This is a genomic window from Brevundimonas sp. AC546 (assembly GCF_979258305.1).
On the sequence record NZ_OZ409849.1, the window covers coordinates 284814 to 301358 of the forward strand.

13 protein-coding genes and 1 pseudogene are annotated in these 16545 nt (G+C 64.7%); 5 read left to right on the plus strand and 9 right to left on the minus strand.

Annotation, left to right across the window (positions count from 1 at the left end; genetic code table 11):
- The first annotated feature begins 4 nt into the window (after window positions 1-4).
- Window positions 5-676, plus strand: a complete 672-nt coding sequence (locus ACZZZD_RS01455) for a DUF1499 domain-containing protein (protein ID WP_463431978.1) — start codon at window positions 5-7, stop codon at window positions 674-676.
- Here ACZZZD_RS01455 and ACZZZD_RS01460 read toward each other — a convergent pair.
- Window positions 673-1575 carry an MBL fold metallo-hydrolase gene (locus ACZZZD_RS01460; RefSeq protein WP_463431980.1) on the minus strand — a complete coding sequence of 301 codons (903 nt, stop codon included), beginning with the start codon at window positions 1573-1575 and terminating at the stop codon, window positions 673-675. The genes ACZZZD_RS01455 and ACZZZD_RS01460 overlap by 4 nt on opposite strands.
- 66 nt (window positions 1576-1641) lie before the next feature.
- Here ACZZZD_RS01460 and ACZZZD_RS01465 point away from each other — a divergent pair, with 66 nt between their 5' ends.
- Entirely contained in the window at window positions 1642-1788 is a 147-nt protein-coding gene (locus ACZZZD_RS01465) for a hypothetical protein (RefSeq protein ID WP_463431982.1), read from the plus strand.
- A 4-nt stretch (window positions 1789-1792) separates the two neighbouring features.
- Here ACZZZD_RS01465 and ACZZZD_RS01470 read toward each other — a convergent pair whose 3' ends face one another.
- Window positions 1793-2332: a hypothetical protein gene (locus tag ACZZZD_RS01470; protein ID WP_463431984.1), complete on the minus strand. Its 540-nt coding sequence runs from the start codon at window positions 2330-2332 to the stop codon at window positions 1793-1795.
- 255 nt (window positions 2333-2587) lie between these two features.
- On the opposite strand from ACZZZD_RS01470, the gene ACZZZD_RS01475 reads away from it, so the two are divergent.
- Window positions 2588-5530 carry a TonB-dependent receptor domain-containing protein gene (locus ACZZZD_RS01475; protein WP_463431986.1) on the plus strand — a complete coding sequence of 981 codons (2943 nt, stop codon included), beginning with the start codon at window positions 2588-2590 and terminating at the stop codon, window positions 5528-5530.
- A gap of 139 nt (window positions 5531-5669) precedes the next feature.
- Window positions 5670-6224 carry a hypothetical protein gene (locus ACZZZD_RS01480; RefSeq protein ID WP_463431988.1) on the plus strand — a complete coding sequence of 185 codons (555 nt, stop codon included), beginning with the start codon at window positions 5670-5672 and terminating at the stop codon, window positions 6222-6224.
- A 52-nt stretch (window positions 6225-6276) separates the two neighbouring features.
- On the opposite strand, the gene metH is transcribed toward ACZZZD_RS01480, so the two are convergent.
- From metH to ACZZZD_RS01505, 5 genes and pseudogenes are all read right to left on the minus strand, one after another.
- Window positions 6277-8943 (minus strand): methionine synthase, encoded by a 2667-nt coding sequence (gene metH, locus ACZZZD_RS01485; RefSeq protein WP_463431990.1) that lies wholly within the window; start codon window positions 8941-8943, stop codon window positions 6277-6279.
- Window positions 8943-9623, minus strand: a complete 681-nt coding sequence (locus ACZZZD_RS01490; RefSeq protein ID WP_463431992.1) for a class I SAM-dependent methyltransferase — start codon at window positions 9621-9623, stop codon at window positions 8943-8945. The genes metH and ACZZZD_RS01490 overlap by 1 nt, the downstream gene beginning before the upstream one ends.
- A gap of 10 nt (window positions 9624-9633) precedes the next feature.
- A pseudogene (locus ACZZZD_RS01495) lies at window positions 9634-10717 on the minus strand (homocysteine S-methyltransferase family protein).
- 151 nt (window positions 10718-10868) lie between these two features.
- Window positions 10869-11819: a methylenetetrahydrofolate reductase [NAD(P)H] gene (metF, locus tag ACZZZD_RS01500; protein ID WP_463431994.1), complete on the minus strand. Its 951-nt coding sequence runs from the start codon at window positions 11817-11819 to the stop codon at window positions 10869-10871.
- Window positions 11819-12778, minus strand: a complete 960-nt coding sequence (locus ACZZZD_RS01505) for an ArsR/SmtB family transcription factor (protein ID WP_463431996.1) — start codon at window positions 12776-12778, stop codon at window positions 11819-11821. Before ACZZZD_RS01505 ends, metF begins: the two co-directional genes overlap by 1 nt.
- 119 nt (window positions 12779-12897) lie before the next feature.
- On the opposite strand from ACZZZD_RS01505, the gene ACZZZD_RS01510 reads away from it, so the two are divergent.
- On the plus strand, window positions 12898-13284 hold the full coding sequence (locus ACZZZD_RS01510; protein ID WP_463431998.1) for an EF-hand domain-containing protein: 387 nt from the start codon (window positions 12898-12900) through the stop codon (window positions 13282-13284).
- A 2-nt stretch (window positions 13285-13286) separates the two neighbouring features.
- Here ACZZZD_RS01510 and ACZZZD_RS01515 read toward each other — a convergent pair whose 3' ends face one another.
- The gene (locus tag ACZZZD_RS01515; protein ID WP_463432000.1) at window positions 13287-14213 is read right to left on the minus strand and encodes a 2-hydroxyacid dehydrogenase; all 927 of its coding nucleotides are present in this window, start codon (window positions 14211-14213) and stop codon (window positions 13287-13289) included.
- A 29-nt stretch (window positions 14214-14242) separates the two neighbouring features.
- The gene (gene ettA / locus ACZZZD_RS01520; protein ID WP_463432002.1) at window positions 14243-15910 is read right to left on the minus strand and encodes an energy-dependent translational throttle protein EttA; all 1668 of its coding nucleotides are present in this window, start codon (window positions 15908-15910) and stop codon (window positions 14243-14245) included.
- Window positions 15911-16545 lie beyond the last annotated feature (635 nt).

Here is a 16545-nt window from a genome sequence, read left to right on the forward strand (position 1 = left end):
CTGAATGCCGACCAGAAAGCCTGTCCCCGCCGTCCTGCCGTGGCTGACCGCGCTCGCGGCGGCGCCGGCGGTGCTGATCGTGGCGGCGATCGCGGCGACGCGATTCGGCGGTGTCGATCTGTCGGTCAGCTATGATCTGCTGACCTGGACGGTGGCGCGCGTCCTGGCCTGGGTCGGTCTGGCGGGCGCGCTGGCGGCGGCTGTGCTGGCGCTGCGCGATCTGAAGGGCAGGGGGCTGTATGCGCTGGCGGCCCTGGTCCTGGCCGGCGCGACGGTGGCCGGCTTCGTCTGGCGTCAGGGGCAGGACGCTGCGCCTAACCCACGTGATGTGACCACCAATGTCGGTGAGCCGCCGGCCTTCTCCCGCGTCGCCGCCCTGCATGCCGGATCGGCGGCCCAGACCTGTCCCGACCTGAACGCCGTCCCGACCCAGGTCCTGGCCCAGCAGGCGACATCGGCCTTGGTGGACGCCGGCTTCGTCGTCACCCGCGCCACCACCTTCCAGGTCGAGGCCGTGCATGAGGGGGCCTGGTTCGGCTTCGTCAGCGACGCCGTCGTCCGCATCCGCCCCGGCCGCACCGACATCCGCGTCGCCGCCCGCGACGCCCGCCCCGACGGCGGCGCCACCTGCCGCCTCGCCGCCAAGATCGCCCGGAACCTGGAGGCTGAACGCTAGGCCAGACGAAAACGAGCGGTCAGGCCTGGCTCGACATCGCTGAACGCCGTCCCGTCCTCCACCAGCTTGATCAGATGGGCCAGCACCGACAGCGACGCCGCTGGCCACAGCCGTTGATCGACGGCGGCGTACAGAACCGGCACCATCTCGGCGACCGTCCGGTCCCCCGCCGCCAGCCTCTGTAGGATCTGCGCTTCCCGCTCCAGCCGGTGAGCGCGATACGCCGCCAGAAACGGCCGCACCTGCGTCACCGGCGCCCCGTGCGTCGGCCACAGCACGTCGAACTCCCGCGCAATGACCGCGTCCAGACTGGCCAGATACTGGCGCATGTTCCCGTCTGGCGGCGCCACGACCGTCGTCGACCAGCCCATGACATGATCGCCGCAGAACAGGGCGTTCTCCTCGCGCAGGGCAAAGGCCATATGATTTGACGCATGACCCGGCGTGAACATCGCCTCGATCGTCCAGCCGTCGCTTCCGATCACTTCGCCGCCCGTCAGCACGACATCGGGCGCAAACTCCGCATCGTCATCCTCGTCCAAGGCACCAGACGCATGCGTCTCCCGCACCGGAGGCCGGGCCGCCAAAATCCGCGCCCCGGTCGCCTCAGCAAACGGTCTCGCCAGAGGGGCATGGTCCCGATGCGTATGCGTCACCAGGACATGGCTGACCTGCCGCCCCTCGACGGCCTTCATCAGCGCCGCCAGATGGGCTTGATCCAGCGGCCCCGGATCGATCACCGCCACCTCAGCCCCCGCCTCGGGCCGCCCGACGATATAGGTCCCCGTCCCGGTGAAGGTGAACGGCCCCGGATTGTCGGCGATCACCCGTTGGATCAGCGGCGAGACCTGATCGCGCCGCCCATAGGCGAAGTCGAAGGCCCGGACGAAAGGGATCATCGCCACGGCTCCATCTGGCGCAGAGCTTGCGTTAACGCGTCGGTCATCATGCTTGGAGCGCCCGCCATGGCCCGTTCGATCGCCTTCGCTGTATCAAATCGGCTCCCGCTCGTCGCGATCGCCTTCCTCTGTCTCGCCGCGGTGCAACTGATCGCCGCCTCCTGCACTCCCGAACCCGCGCCCTATGCAGCGCGGGTGATGATCGAGCGATAGACGTCTATTCGCGCTTGACGCGGAACGGCGGGTCGTTCGCCACCTTCATCATATAGCTCCCCAGCGCCGCTCGTCGCACGGTGACAGGATACTGACGGTTCGCCGAAAACAGCGTTTCCACGCCGTCCGTCTTTCGCCACGTCGACCCGTCATCCAGCGTGATCAACCACTCGCCCCGACCAAGGCTTCTCGCGGACGTCATGGTGGCCGATATGGACTGCAGGCTTTCCGACCGGCCCGAACTGTCGAACGGATTGAGCGCCGAGACATTGAACCCGAACAGCCGACGCTGATTCTGCTCCACATCCTGCCGGCTGACGACAGCGACCTCTCCGGCTGCGGCCAAGCTGGCCGATGCGGCGTCAAAGCACGCTAATCTTGCAACATCCGCCTGGATATCGCGGCAGCGCGTCACCGAGCCGATCAGGTCGCTTCCTGCCGCGGCCGTATTCTGTCTCGCAATGGCGGGGGTGGCGACCAAAAATGCCGCTATAATTGGAAAAACTGCGATCCTTGATCTGATGCTATCGGTTTCCTGGGTCATTATAATCTCGGCCAATTGATGTTTCCACGAAGTATATCATTAGAATTCAAGCCGCGCGCCATGTCTCAGAGGCGACTGTGGTGTGTCGTCTTTGCGACAGGCGTGTCTTCAATGTGTCCAAACGCTGCGTTCTCGCTGGACTTAGCATGAGGGTTGGTATGCTCTTGCGTTCAACCGATCGCACGGTCGGTAAATGGCTATTGATTGAGCGGCTCGTTTCTTAACGATTTTTGGCTCTTCCCGGGAGAATAAGCCTTGAACACCAACAGATATCGCCGCGGCCTGCTGGCGACCACGATCATCGGCGGCGCCGCATTGGCGATGGCCGCCACGCCTTCCTTCGCTCAGTCCACGGACGATCAGGCGACCGAAGTCGGCGAGATCGTCGTCACCGGTTCGCGCATCGCGCGTCAAGACTATCGTTCCAGCAGCCCGATCGTGACCGTCGATACACAGGATTTCCAGGCGACTGGCGCCGTCACCATCGACAGCCTGATCAACGACCTGCCGCAGTTCACGCCGTCGATCTCGTCTACGTCGAACAACCCGTCGAACGGCGGTCAAGCGAACATCGACCTGCGCAGCCTTGGTTCGGCTCGCACCCTGGTGCTGATGAACGGTCGCCGCATCGTTCCGTCGAACTCCGACGGATCGGTCGACGTCAACCTGATCCCGACCGCCCTGATCAAGAACATTGAAGTCATCTCGGGCGGCGCCTCGGCGGCCTATGGTTCGGATGCGCTCGCAGGCGTGGCCAACTTCATCCTCGACGAGAACTTCTCGGGCGTTCAGTTCGACGCTCAATATGGTGAAACAGACCGCAGCGACGGCAAGACCGAAAGCTATTCGCTCACTGTCGGCGGAAACTTCGACGACGACCGTGGCAACATGGTGCTGTCGCTGGGCCGTTCTACTCGCGAGCAAATCTTCAACGCGGCACGTGATTTCTCGTCGGTATCCGGCGGTTCTGGCACTTCGCCCCTTGGCTCGACTGTCTTTGACGGCGCCAACCTTCCAGATATCGCTCTCGTCCGAGCCTACTTCAACGATCCCACGCTGAACAACACGGCGGCATTTGGCTTCAACAACAGCGGTACGCTGTTCAGCTACAGCCGAACCCGCGGTTTCGAGAGCCCGGGCGGCATCGCTTATGACGGTTTCAACAACCCCCCCGCCAACTATTCGTTCAACACCGGCCCGCTGAACTATCTGCAGCTGCCGCTGGATCGCTGGAACGTTTATACGGGCGGCCGTTACAAGATCAACGACTCGGCCGAGGTCTACGCCAACGCCCTGTTCACCAACTACACCGCCGACACCGAACTGGCCGCCAGCCCGGCTGCTGGGCCGACCGGTTTCCGCGTCCCGGTGACCAACCCGTTCATTCCGGACGATCTGGCGGTCTTCCTTGCCTCTCGTCCCACCCCGGGCTCCACGTTCCGCTTGGACAAGCGCTTCACGGACCTGGGCGGCCGGCATGAGCAAAGCGAGTACAATGTCTATCAGTTGACCACGGGCATCCGGGGCAACGTTCCGCAAAGCTCGTGGACCTACGATGTCTATGCCACGTTCGGTCGCGTTTCGAACACGTCGATCCAATCCGGCAACGTCTCGCGTTCTTCTGTGCAAGCCTTGCTGAATGCAGCGGACGGCGGCGTCAGCCTCTGCGAAGGCGGCTTTAACCCCTTCGGCGCCAACGCCCTGTCGGCCGACTGCATCAACTACATCGGTCGTGCTGCGAAGAACATCACCGAGTCGGAACAGCGGGTGGTCGAGGGCACCTTGCAAGGCAAGGCGTTCGACCTGCCGGCCGGCGAGGTTCGGGTCGCCGTTGGCGCTCAATACCGCCAGAACGACTTCTCGTTCGATCCCGATACGTCTCTGGCTCAGATCAATCCGGTCGTGACCCTGCCGGACGGCAGCACCACGGGTGGTAATGAAATCGCCGGCTTCAACCCGAGCCAGCCTCTCTCGGGCGGCACTAGCTCCAAGGAACTGTTCGCAGAAGCCTTGATCCCGGTGCTGTCGAACCTGCCGTTCATTCAACAGCTCGATTTGACCCTCGGCTATCGCTACGCCGACTACGAAACCATCGGCGGCACCAATGCCTATCGTGTGGATGTCGACTGGACGATCGTGGACGGCCTCCGCGCTCGCGGCGGATACAACCGAGCCGTTCGGGCGCCTTCCGTGGGTGAGCTGTTCGCGCCGCAGAACGTTGGCTTCCCGGCGATCGGCGATCCGTCGGACGACGGTCTGGAAGGCGATCCCTGCGATATCAACAGCAGCTATCGCCAAGGGCCTGATGCGGCTGCTGTCCGGGCGCTCTGCCTGGCGCAAGGCGTCTCCGCCGCCGCGATCGACAACTATGAGTTTGGCAACGATCAGGTTCCGGGCGTCAGCGGCGGCAACCCCGACCTGACGGAAGAAACCTCGGACAGCTGGTCGGTGGGCCTGGTGTACCAATCCCAGTTCCAATCGCCTTGGCTGTCGGGCCTGTCGGCCTCGATCGACTATTGGAACATCGAGATCGTTGATGCGATCGGTGCGATCACGGTGGACCAGCAACTGCAAGGTTGCTTCAACGCGACCGGCGAAAACCCTGACTTCGATCCGAACAACAGCTACTGCCAGCTGTTCCAACGGGATCCGCTGTCGGGCAACGTTTTCAACACGATCGAGAACAACGCCAACCTGGGCGCTCTGCGGACTTCGGGCGTCGACCTTCAGGTCGACTGGCGCTTCAACCTCGCCGACATGGGCGCCCCCAGCTGGGGCACGATCGATCTGAACACGGTCGTCAGCTGGTTGGAAAACCGCGAAGACAACGTCGTCGAAGGCGGCGTGTTCACCGACCGGACCGGCACGATCGCCAGCTCCTTCGGCAACACCTTCCCGGAATGGAAGACGCTGAGTTCGATCAACTGGGCGAACGGCCCGTTCTCGGTCGGTGCTCGCTGGCGCCGCGTGGGTGAAATGACGGTCTTCGGCGGCGGTGACACACTGCCGGCGATCGATTACTTCGACCTCAACGGGTCGTGGTCGGTCAACGACACCGTCTCCGTGCGCGCTGGGGTGAACAACCTCACCGACGAAGAGCCGAACGTGTTCTCGCCGGGCGTTCAAGCCAACACCGATCCGTCGACCTATGACGTGCTGGGTCGCCGTTACTATGTCGGCATGACCGCCAAGTTCTAAGGCTGGTCAACGACACGAGACTGAGGCGGCGGAGCAACGATCCGCCGCCTTTTTCGTTTAAGCGCCGCCGTAGAAAAACCATCGGGGCGGGCGAGCGTTGATGATCGCCGCCTGTTCGCGGCGCCCCTTAAGGAAGACTATGTTCAAACGCCTCGTACCCGCTGTTTCCGCCCTGTCGCTGTTGGCTGCCGGCTCTGTCGTCGCTCAAACTCAAGATGGCCCGATCGTCACGGGCAACCGGAGTTCCGAGACTGCCGACGCGTTGAAGATGCGTGAGGCGATCGCCTATGCACGGCCGTTGCCGCGCGGGGCGCCCAGCGCGGACTATCCGCTGGTGGCGTGGTGCGATGCGCTGGTGACGGGTCATGCGGATCTGGGCGACACCCTGACGGCCCATGCGCCCGAGGATGTCGAACTGGTTCGCCTGGGACGGCTTGAGGCGCAGGATTTCCGCAGCGCCCTGGCGGTCGCTGCGCCGCGTCAGTCGGCGGCGTCGAAGGCTGAGGCCGAGCAGGCCGTCGCCGCCGTCAAGGCGCAGTGGGCCCCGTTGATGGCCAATACGGATGCGGAGGCGCGCAGCCAGTCGTTCGGTTTGTTCTTTGGCCTGCCGGGTCGTTGCGAGCACGCCGCGCGCCGTATCCGCGACAACATCACCACGCCGCCGGCCACGCCGGAAAGCGTCGGTCTGGAATAGTTACCCGGCGACGCCTTGGCGCCAGTCATGAAGCGGCGGCTTGAGCCTCGGCTCAGGCCGCCGTTTCGCGTTTGGCGGCGTAGGGATCGTAGTTGAGGATCGGCGCCAGCCAGCGTTCGGCCGTCGCCAAGTCCCAGCCCTTGCGGCGCGCATAGTCCTCGACCTGGTCGAGATCGATCTTGCCGACGCCGAAATAGTGGCTGCCCGGATGGCCGAAATAGAGGCCCGAGACCGAGGCCGGGGGCGTCATGGCATAGCTCTCTGTCAGGGCCATGCCGGCATTGTCCTCGGCCTTCAGTAGGCGGAACAGGGTCGCCTTTTCCGTGTGGTCGGGTTGGGCCGGATAGCCGGGGGCGGGGCGGATGCCCTGGTATTTCTCTTCGATCAGATCCTGAATGCCGACCGCTTCGTCGGGCGCATAGCCCCACAACTGGGTGCGGACTTCCTTGTGCAGGCGTTCGGCGAAAGCCTCGGCCAGCCGGTCGGCTAAGGCGGTTGCCAGGATCGACGAATAGTCGTCGCCGGCGTCCTTGAACCGTTTGGCGATTTCCAATTCGCCGTGACCGGCGGTGACCGCAAACGCGCCGATGTAGTCCTGGCCTTGCTCGGCGATGAAGTCGGACAGGGCCAGGTTCGGCTTGCCGTTCGTCTTCTTGATCTGCTGGCGCAGGGTGTGGAAGCGGGCGATCTCTTCGGAACGGCTTTCGTCGGCGAAGACCACGACATCATCGCCGTCGGCGCGGGCAGGCCAAAAGCCGACGACGCCTTTGGCGGTGAACCATTTCTCGTCGATGATCTGCTTCAGCATCACCTTTGCGTCGTCGAACAGGTCGCGCGCGGCCTCGCCCACGATCTCGTCCTCCAGGATCAGCGGATAGCGACCGATCAACTCCCAGCTGGCGAAGAAGGGCGTCCAGTCGATATGGTCGGCCAGGTCCTGCAGATCCCAGGCGTCGAACGCCTTCACGCCGATGAAGGACGGCTTGCCGGGCATGGGCTGGGCGGGATCGATTCGGAATCGGTTCTCGCGGGCCTGGGTCAGTGTGGCGCGGGCCTTCACCTCCTGGCCGCGGGCATATTGCTCGCGGATGCGGATGTATTCGTCGCGGGTGGCGGCCTCGTTCTTGGCCCGTTCGGTCTTGGACAGCAGGCCCGAGACCACGCCGACAGCGCGGCTGGCGTCGATGACATAGGTGGTGGAGCCGCGGCGATAGGCCGGTTCGATCTTGACCGCCGTGTGGGTGCGGCTGGTGGTGGCGCCCCCGATCAGCAGGGGGATGTCGAAACCGCGTCGCTCCATCTCGGCGCCGACGAAGACCATCTCGTCCAGCGAGGGGGTGATCAGGCCGGACAGGCCGATGATGTCGACGTTGTGGGCCTTGGCCTCTTCCAGAATCCGGTCGGCCGGAACCATGACGCCCAGGTCGATGACCTCGTAATTATTGCACTGGAGCACGACGCCAACGATGTTCTTGCCGATGTCGTGGACGTCGCCCTTGACCGTAGCCATCAGAATCTTGCCGGCCTGTTCGCGGGGTTTGCCTTCCTTCTCGGCCTCCATGAACGGGTTCAACCAGGCCACGGCCTGTTTCATCACCCGGGCGGATTTCACCACCTGCGGCAGGAACATCTTGCCCGAGCCGAACAGGTCGCCGACCACATTCATCCCGTCCATCAGCGGACCTTCGATGACATGCAGGGGACGTTCGACCGACTGGCGGGCTTCCTCGGTATCGGCCTCAATATATTCGGTGATGCCGTTGACCAGAGCGTGGGCGATGCGGGCGGCGACAGGCTGTTCGCGCCATTTCAGATCGACGACCCGCGCCGCGCCCTTCTCGCCCTTGTAGTTGGGCGCCATGTCCACCAGCCGCTCGGTGTTGGACACGTTTGTCCGCTGCGGCCGGTTCAGGATCACATCTTCGACGGCCTCGCGCAGCGTGGCGTCGATGTCGTCATAGACGGGCAGGTCGCCGGCGTTGACGATGCCCATGTCCATGCCCGCCGCGATGGCGTGGTACAGGAAGACGCTGTGGATCGCCCGACGCACCGGCTCGTTGCCGCGGAAGCTGAACGAGACGTTCGACACCCCGCCCGAGATGCGGGCGTAGGGCAGGGTGGTCTTGATGACCTTCACCGCCTCGATGAAGTCGACGGCGTAGTTGTCGTGCTCCTCGATCCCCGTCGCCACGGCGAAGATATTGGGGTCGAAGATGATGTCCTCTGGCGGGAAGCCGACCTCGTTGACCAGGATGTCGTAGGCGCGGGTGCATATCTCGATCTTGCGGGCGGCGGTGTCCGCCTGGCCCACCTCGTCGAAGGCCATGACCACGACGGCGGCACCATAGCGCAGGCATTTGATCGCATGGTCGCGGAAGGCCTGCTCGCCCTCTTTCATGCTGATCGAGTTGACGATGGGCTTGCCCTGGACGCACTTCAGACCCGCCTCGATCACCTCCCATTTGGAGCTGTCGATCATCACCGGCACGCGGGCGATGTCGGGCTCGGCCGCGATCAGGTTCAGGAAGGTCCGCATGGCGACGACGCCGTCCAGCAGCCCCTCGTCCATGTTGATGTCGATGACCTGGGCGCCCGCCTCGACCTGTTGGCGCGCGACGTCCAGCGCAGCCGAATAGTCGCCCTCGACCACCAGTTTGCGGAATTTGGCGGAGCCGGTGACGTTGGTCCGTTCGCCCACGTTGATGAAGATCGGGCGCATCAGGCGTAGGCCACCCAGCCGTGCCACGAGAGGCCTTGAAACACCGGCTCGATCGCGCCAAAGCCGGCTTCGCGCAGCAGTTGTTCGTCGCGCGCGGGGCCGACGCAGTTCAGTTGGGTACGCACGCGTTCGTGGGCCTTTTCGATAACTTCGGGGTCGAGGCCGCTGTCGCTGGAGAAGCGGATATAGCGGTCGAACTGGCGGTCGGACGCGGGGGCGTTCTTGTCGACGCTGACATGCGCCATGACGAAGGGCGCGCCCGGCTTCAGGCGGTTGTGGATGGCCTTGAGCGTCTCCAGTTTTGCGCCGTCGTCGGGCACGAAATGCAGCGTCAGCATACAGGTGGCGGCGTCGAACCGCACTTCCGGCGCATCGAAGACATAGCCTTCGACCCAGTCCACCGATGCTGGGTCGCCAAGGTAGGCCTTGCCTTGGGTAACCATTTCGGCAGACGGATCGACGGCGCAGAAGCGGGTCTCGGGCAGGGCGTCGATCAGGGTCTTCAGCTCAAGCCCGCCGCCGCCGCCGACAACGAGAATGTTCGCGGGCGACGCTTCGGAGATCAGTTGCGCCATGATGCGATGCAGGCCGTCGAAGCCCGGAATGATTTTCTTCGGGCGCTCGGCGTAGGTTCTGGCGTGTTCAGGGTCCTTGAACAACTCGGCCATCTTTTCGATCATAGTCTCTTCCTCACGCCACCATCTCGAACGGTTCCAGCCCGGACAGCCGCAAGGCCACCGGCCGTTCCGGGATCGCGCGCGGCTTCAGCGGCGCGACCTCTTCGGCGACGTGCTTGATGTGATCCGGGGTCGTGCCGCAGCAGCCGCCGACGATGTTGACCAGGCCGGACGCCGCCCATTCTTCGATGAAGTGGGCGGTTTCGTGCGGTTCCTCGTCGTACTGGCCCATGGCGTTGGGCAGGCCGGCGTTGGGATAGGCGGCGACCAGGGTGTCGGCGACGCGGCTCAGTTCGGCGATGAAGGGCCGCATCAGGTCGGCGCCCAGGGCGCAGTTGAAGCCGACCGCGAACGGCTTGGCGTGGCGCACGCTGTTCCAGAAGGCCTCGGCCGTCTGGCCCGACAGGGTGCGGCCCGAACGGTCGGTGATAGTCCCCGAAATCCAGATGGGCAGGGCGTCCATGCCTTCATCTTCAAGGTCCTTGATCGCCTTGATCGCCGCCTTGCAGTTCAGCGTGTCGGTGATGGTCTCGATCAGATAGAGGTCGACCCCGCCCTCGTTCAGCGCCTTCACCTGATGGCGATAGGCCTCATAGACCTGGTCGAAGGTCACGCTGCGGGCGCCTGGGTCGTTCACGTCAGACGACATCGATAGCATCTTGTTCAATGGGCCGATGGAACCGGCGGCGAACCGGGGCTTGTGCGGCTCCTTTTCCGTCCAACGGTCGGCTGAGGCGCGGGCCAATTTCGGCGCCTTCCAGATTGATGTCCCACACCGCCTGGGCGTCCAAGGCATAGTCTTCCTGGGCGATGGTGGTGCCGGAGAAGGTGTTGGTCTCGGAGATGTCGGCGCCGGCGCCGAAATACTGGTCGTGCAGGTCCGAGATGACGTCAGGACGCGTGATGCAGAGGATGTCGTTGTTCCCCTTCATCTGGTGCTTTTCGTCATAGCCGTTGGCGGCGACGAAGCGGTCAGCGCGGAAGTCGGCCTCGTCCAGGCCGCGACGCTGGATCATCACGCCCCAGCTGCCGTCGAGGACCAGGATGCGTTCCTTGGCCGCCTGATGCAGGGCGGCGATACGTTCGGCGCGGGTCATATTTGATCCTCCACAGCGAGCGAAGCGAAGGGGACCGCCCGAAGGGTGGTGGAGGGGGCGACTTCACACGCCGGTGTCTGGGGTCGCCCCCTCCACCACTTCGTGGTCCCCCTCCCCCGCGAAGGGGCGGGGGAGGATTTGGTCGTCGGCGTCATTGCGAGGCCTCACGCACGCCTAGCACTCGACAAATCGCATAGACCAGGTCGGCGCGGTTCAGGGTGTAGAAGTGGAAGTCGGAGAAGCCCTCTTCCTGCAGACGCGCGCAGGTCTCGGCGGCGACGGAGGCGGCCAGCAGCTTGCGGGTCTCGGGATCCTCGTCCAATCCGTCGAAATGGGCCTTCAGCCAGTCGGGGATGCTGGTCCCGCAGGCGCCGCACATGCGCGTCAGGCCGGCGAAGTTGGACACGGGCATGACGCCGGGGATCAGGGGGATGATCACGCCCGCCGCTCGCACCCTGTCGCGAAAGCGCAGGAAGGCGTCGATGTCGAAGAAGAATTGGCTGACCGCACGGGTCGCGCCGGCGTCCACCTTGGCCTTCAGCACATCGATGTCGTGGTCGATGGAGGGGCTTTCGGGGTGGCGTTCGGGATATGCGCCGACCGTGACGTCGAAACCGCCGACGCGGCTGATGGCCTGGGTCAGTTCGGTGGCGTTGGCGTAGCCGTCGGCGCGGGGCTGATAGACGCCGCCGATGCCGGAACCGCCGGGCGGGTCCCCGCGCAGGGCGACGATGTGATCGACGCCGATGGTCTTATAGCCCGCGATGACCTCATCGACCTCGTCGCGGCTGGCCTCGACGCAGGTCAGGTGGGCGGCAGGGCGAAGCGACGTCTCGGCGATGATGCGCTGGACCGTCCGATGGGTCCGCTCGCGCGTCGAGCCACCGGCGCCATAGGTCACCGAGACAAAGGCCGGGTTCAGCGGCTCAAGCCGGCGGATCGCCTTCCAAAGATTGGCCTCGGCCTCGTCCGTCTTGGGCGGGAAGAATTCGAACGAGACGCGCACGTCATCGCGGTTGGACCCCGCGCGAGCGACAGGGCCGAGGGGCGACAGCAGCAGGGCGCGAGCGTCAGCCAGATTCAACGAGGCGGGGAAGGCCATCAAGCGGTCTTTCTGTCCTGGACGCGGCGTTCCGCCGTCCAGATGGTCACGGTCAGGCCCTCGGCGTCGTGCGGCAGGGCGATGGGAGCGGACGGCGTCAGGCCTCCGTCGAGCAGCCAGCCGTTGATCTCGCTATCGGCGAAACCCAGGCGTCGATGCTGGTGCGCCTCGCGCATATGCTCGAAGTCGTGGGGGGCGAAGTCGATGATGACCAGGCGGCCGTTCGGGCTGACTAGGCGGGCGGCCTCGGCGACCGCGGCGGATGGGTCGGACAGGTAGTGCAGCACCTGATGCACGATCACCAGATCGGCGCTGGCGGCGGGTAGGCGGGTGGCGAAGATGTCGCCGTGGCGCAGCTCGACCTTGTCCAGCCCGGCCTTGGTGACATTGGTGCGGGCGATGTTCAGCATGTTCTGGCTGAGGTCCAGCCCAACCGACATCTTGGCCTTCTTGCCGAACAGGGTCAGCATCCGGCCCGAGCCGGTGCCCAGATCGACGACGCGTTCGAACGGGCCGGGGCCGACGGCCTTTTCCAGCGCCGCCTCGACGGCGCTCTCGCTGACGTAGAGCGAGCGTAGGCGGTCCCATTGTGGCGCGACCTGTTCGAAATAGCTGACGGCGGCTTCTTCTCGGTCCTTGCGAACCTCGTCGAGGCGGCGGTGATCGGCCTCGCCGGCGTCGTCGGCCAGAATGTCCAGCACAGTGTCGATCAGGCGGCGCGCCTGGGCGTCGTGCGACAGGCGATAGTAGACGCGAGCGCCGTCTGGAAAGCGTTCGATCAGCCCGGCGTCTGTCATCAACTTCAAATGACGCGACACCCGCGGCTGGCTCTGGTCGAGAATTCGCGACATCTCCATGACCGAAAGCTCTTCGCCGGCGAGCAGCGAAAGGACGCGCAGACGGGTGGGTTCTCCGGCGGCGCGAAGGGCTTCGACAGTCTGATCGGCGGACAGGCTCATATGTTCATATAAGGATATCCTTATATGATTTGGCAAGCGAAATCGCTTTCCTGACGGGGCGGCGACGGGAATAGTTCGTGCGTACGTTCAAGGGTTCGCAGCCCTTTTGGAGTGGTCCCATGCGTATTCTGCTGATCGCCGCCTTCGCTCTTGCCGCCGCCGGTCCGGCTCTGGCTCAGAGCGACTTTCCCGAGCCGCCGATGCCGCAGATGTCGGGGCCTCCCATGGAGGGGATGCGTCCGCCGGAGCGAGAGAGCCTGGCGCAGATGCAGGCGCGGATGACCCAGATGTTCGATCGGCTGGACGTCAATCACGACGACGTGGTGGATGCGACCGAACTGGCCAATGCGCGCGGCGGTCGGATGCTGACGCGCATGGATGCGGACGGCGACGGGCGGGTGACGCGCGAGGAGTTCACCGTGGGTCTGGACGCCCAGTTCAAAGCTCTGGACAAGAACGGCGACGGGGTGGTGACGCCGGACGAACGGCCGCAGCGGCCGCGCTGAGGTCAGGCCACGGGCGTCTTCAGCGGTTCACCCGCGAAATGCGCCTGAAGGTTCTGCATCAGCAGCATCAGCATGCCCTGCACGCCAGCGGTCGTGGCGCCGGCGGTGTGGGGCGTCAGGACGACGTTGGGCACGCCGGCCCAGCGGTTCGGGTCGGTCGGCTCCTCGATGAAGACATCCAGCGCAGCCTGGCCCAGGGCGCCTGATTTCAGGGCGGCGATCAGGGCGTCCTCGTCCACGACCTGGCCGCGTGAGACGTTGACCAGCAGGCCGTCGGGACCGAGCGCGTCGAGGATGTCGCGCGAGATCAGGCCGCGATTGGTCTCGTCCGCCTTGCAGGCGACGACCAGGATGTCGCTGGCCTTGGCCAGGGCTCCCAGGCTTTCGGCGCGGGGCCATTCGGCGTCGTGGGGACGTGGCCCCCACCAGCTGACCGCCATGCGGAAGGCCTCGGCCCGGTCAGCGACGGCCTTGCCGATATGGCCCAGGCCGACGATGCCCAGTTTCTGGCCGCCGAGGGAGCCGGTGATGGTGCGGGTCTCGGCGGTCCAGCCGCCGGAACGGACCTGACGGTCGCCGGAGGCGATCTGGCGACGAGCGGCCAGGATCAGACCCAAGGCATGATCGGCGACATCCTCGTGATTGACGCCGGGGGCGTGGGTGACGGGCAGGCCACGCGCGCGGCACCAGTCGATGTCGATGCCGTCATAGCCCGAGGTGAAGCAGGCCAGCAGGTCGAGGTTGGGCAGACGTTCGATCAGCGCCTTGTCCAGCGTCGCCTCGCCGGCGACGACCATGACGCGGATGTCGTGAGCGGCCTCGATCGGCGGACCTTCCCAGAAGCGATAGACGTCGTAGGCGCTCTCAAGAAAGCCCGAGAGCGGGGCGAGATGCCGCTGCATGATGAGAACGGCGGGGCGTTGGGTCATGCAGCGGCTCCTCTTTTCAGGTCAGGTGATCAGCGCCCGAACTTCTGGTGCTGGATGCGTTTGGGGATGATACTGTCGGCGCCCAGGCGGCGCATCTTGTCCTGTTCGTAGGCTTCGAAGTTACCCTCGAACCATTCCACGTGACCGTCGCCTTCGAAGGCGAGGATATGGGTGGCCAGACGGTCGAGGAACCAGCGGTCGTGGGAGATGACCACGGCGCAGCCCGCGAAACCCTCAAGGGCCTCTTCGAGGTTCTGCAGCGTTTCGATGTCCAGGTCGTTGGTCGGTTCATCGAGCAGGATCAGGTTGCCGCCCGAGGCCAGGGTCTTGGCCAGGTGGACGCGGTTACGCTCACCGCCGGACAGTTGGCCGACCTTCTTCTGCTGGTCTCCGCCCTTGAAGTTGAAGCTGCCGACATAGGCGCGCGTGTTGATCTCGCGCTTGCCGACCATCATCACTTCGGTGCCGCCCGAAATGGCCTGCCAGATGGTCTCGTCAGGCTTCAGGTCGTCGCGCGACTGGTCGACATAGGCCAGCTTGACCGTTTCGCCGACCTTGACGGTGCCGCCGTCAGGGGTTTCCTGGCCGGTGATCAGCTTGAACATGGTCGACTTGCCGGCGCCGTTGGGGCCGATGACGCCGACGATGCCGTTGGGCGGCAGCTTGAAGGTCAGGTTGTCGAACAGGGTCTTGTCGCCATAGGATTTTTGCAGACCCTCGACTTCCAGGACGACATTGCCCAGGCGCGGGCCAGGCGGGATCTGGATGTGGGCGTGGGTCTGGGCGCCGCGCATCGATTCCTGTTCGTCCACCATCCGCTCATAGGCGGCCAGACGGGCCTTGGACTTGGCCTGACGGGCCTTGGCGCCCGAACGGACCCAATCCAGTTCGCGGCTGAGGGCGCGCTGGCGGGCTTCGGATTCCGAGTTTTCCTGAATGACGCGCTTGGTCTTGGCTTCCAGCCACGAGGAATAGTTGCCCTCGTGCGGGTGGCCCTTGCCGCGGTCCAGCTCCAGCGTCCACTTGGTGACGAGGTCCAGGAAGTAACGGTCGTGGGTCACCAGGATGACGCAGCCGGGGAAGTTCTCCAGATGGTGCTGCAGCCAGGCGACGGATTCGGCGTCCAGATGGTTGGTCGGTTCGTCGAGCAGCAGCATGTCGGGCTTGGACAGCAGCAAGCGGGCCAGGGCCACGCGGCGTTTTTCACCGCCGGACAGGTTGGTGACTTCCCAGTCGTCGTCGGGGCAGCGCAGGGCGCCCATGGCCATTTCTATGCGGCTGTCGATGTCCCAGACGTCGCCGGCGTCGATCTTCTCCTGGAGGGTGGTCATCTCCTCCATCAGTTCGTCGGTGTAGTTCTCGCCCAGTTCAGCGGCGACTTCGTTGAAGCGGTTGACCCACTGCTTCTCTTCGCACCAGGATTCGACGTTCTGGCGAACGTTGAGGGCGGGATCGAGCTGAGGCTCCTGCTCGAGATAGCCGCGCTTGATGCCGTCGGCGGCGCGGGCCTCGCCCGTGAACTCGGTGTCCAGGCCGGCCATGATCTTCAGCAGGGTGGACTTACCCGAGCCGTTGACGCCGACGACGCCGATCTTGGCGTCGTTGTAGAAGCTGAGCCAGATGTTCTCGAAGATCTTGCGGCCGCCGGGGAAGGTCTTGGTCAGACCCTGCATCTGGAAAATATATTGCTGCGCCATGAGGTGCGGTGCGCCCTTCGGGTTCGTCTGATTGGGGAGTTGGGGCGGATGTAGCGATCCTGAGGCCCGAGAGCAAATAAGGCGGCGCGCAGGTGTGTTCGCCTTCGCGCTTTCGCTGCGAAGTTGGTGGAGGGCTGGGCGGAGCGCCGGGCCTTCGCCCGGAGTGTGAGTTTGTAAGTACCGTTTCGACGAAGGGTATGACGCTCCGCGCGGAAGGTTGGCCTGCAGGCTCGGGGCGTCGAGCGGTGGCGGTCTTATCGCCTAACCCCATAAGCCTGCGACGGGTCGGCAGCCCCTGCGAGGGCTGTCCCGAGTGCGATCGAGTATCCCCCTCGACCCTCCGACACCGCTCCATGAGTCGATGTCAGCGCGGAGGGATTTCACCCCCGCTCCCGTTCCATCCGCTCCCGCCGCCGCAAGGTCGCAGGCCAAGCGAGCCCTCCATGCGACGGGACGGGTATATTATGCGGCGGTTTGACCCCTTGGGCAGGCGAAGGGGGACATAAATCGGCAAGCGATTGGAATCGCAGCGAATGGACCAGCGGCATTGTGATGGCTGACCATCGTCTCCTCCCCATTTCATGGGGAGGAGGCGCGGCGCTTCTTCAGCGCCGTGACGGAGGGGCCCTGCGACA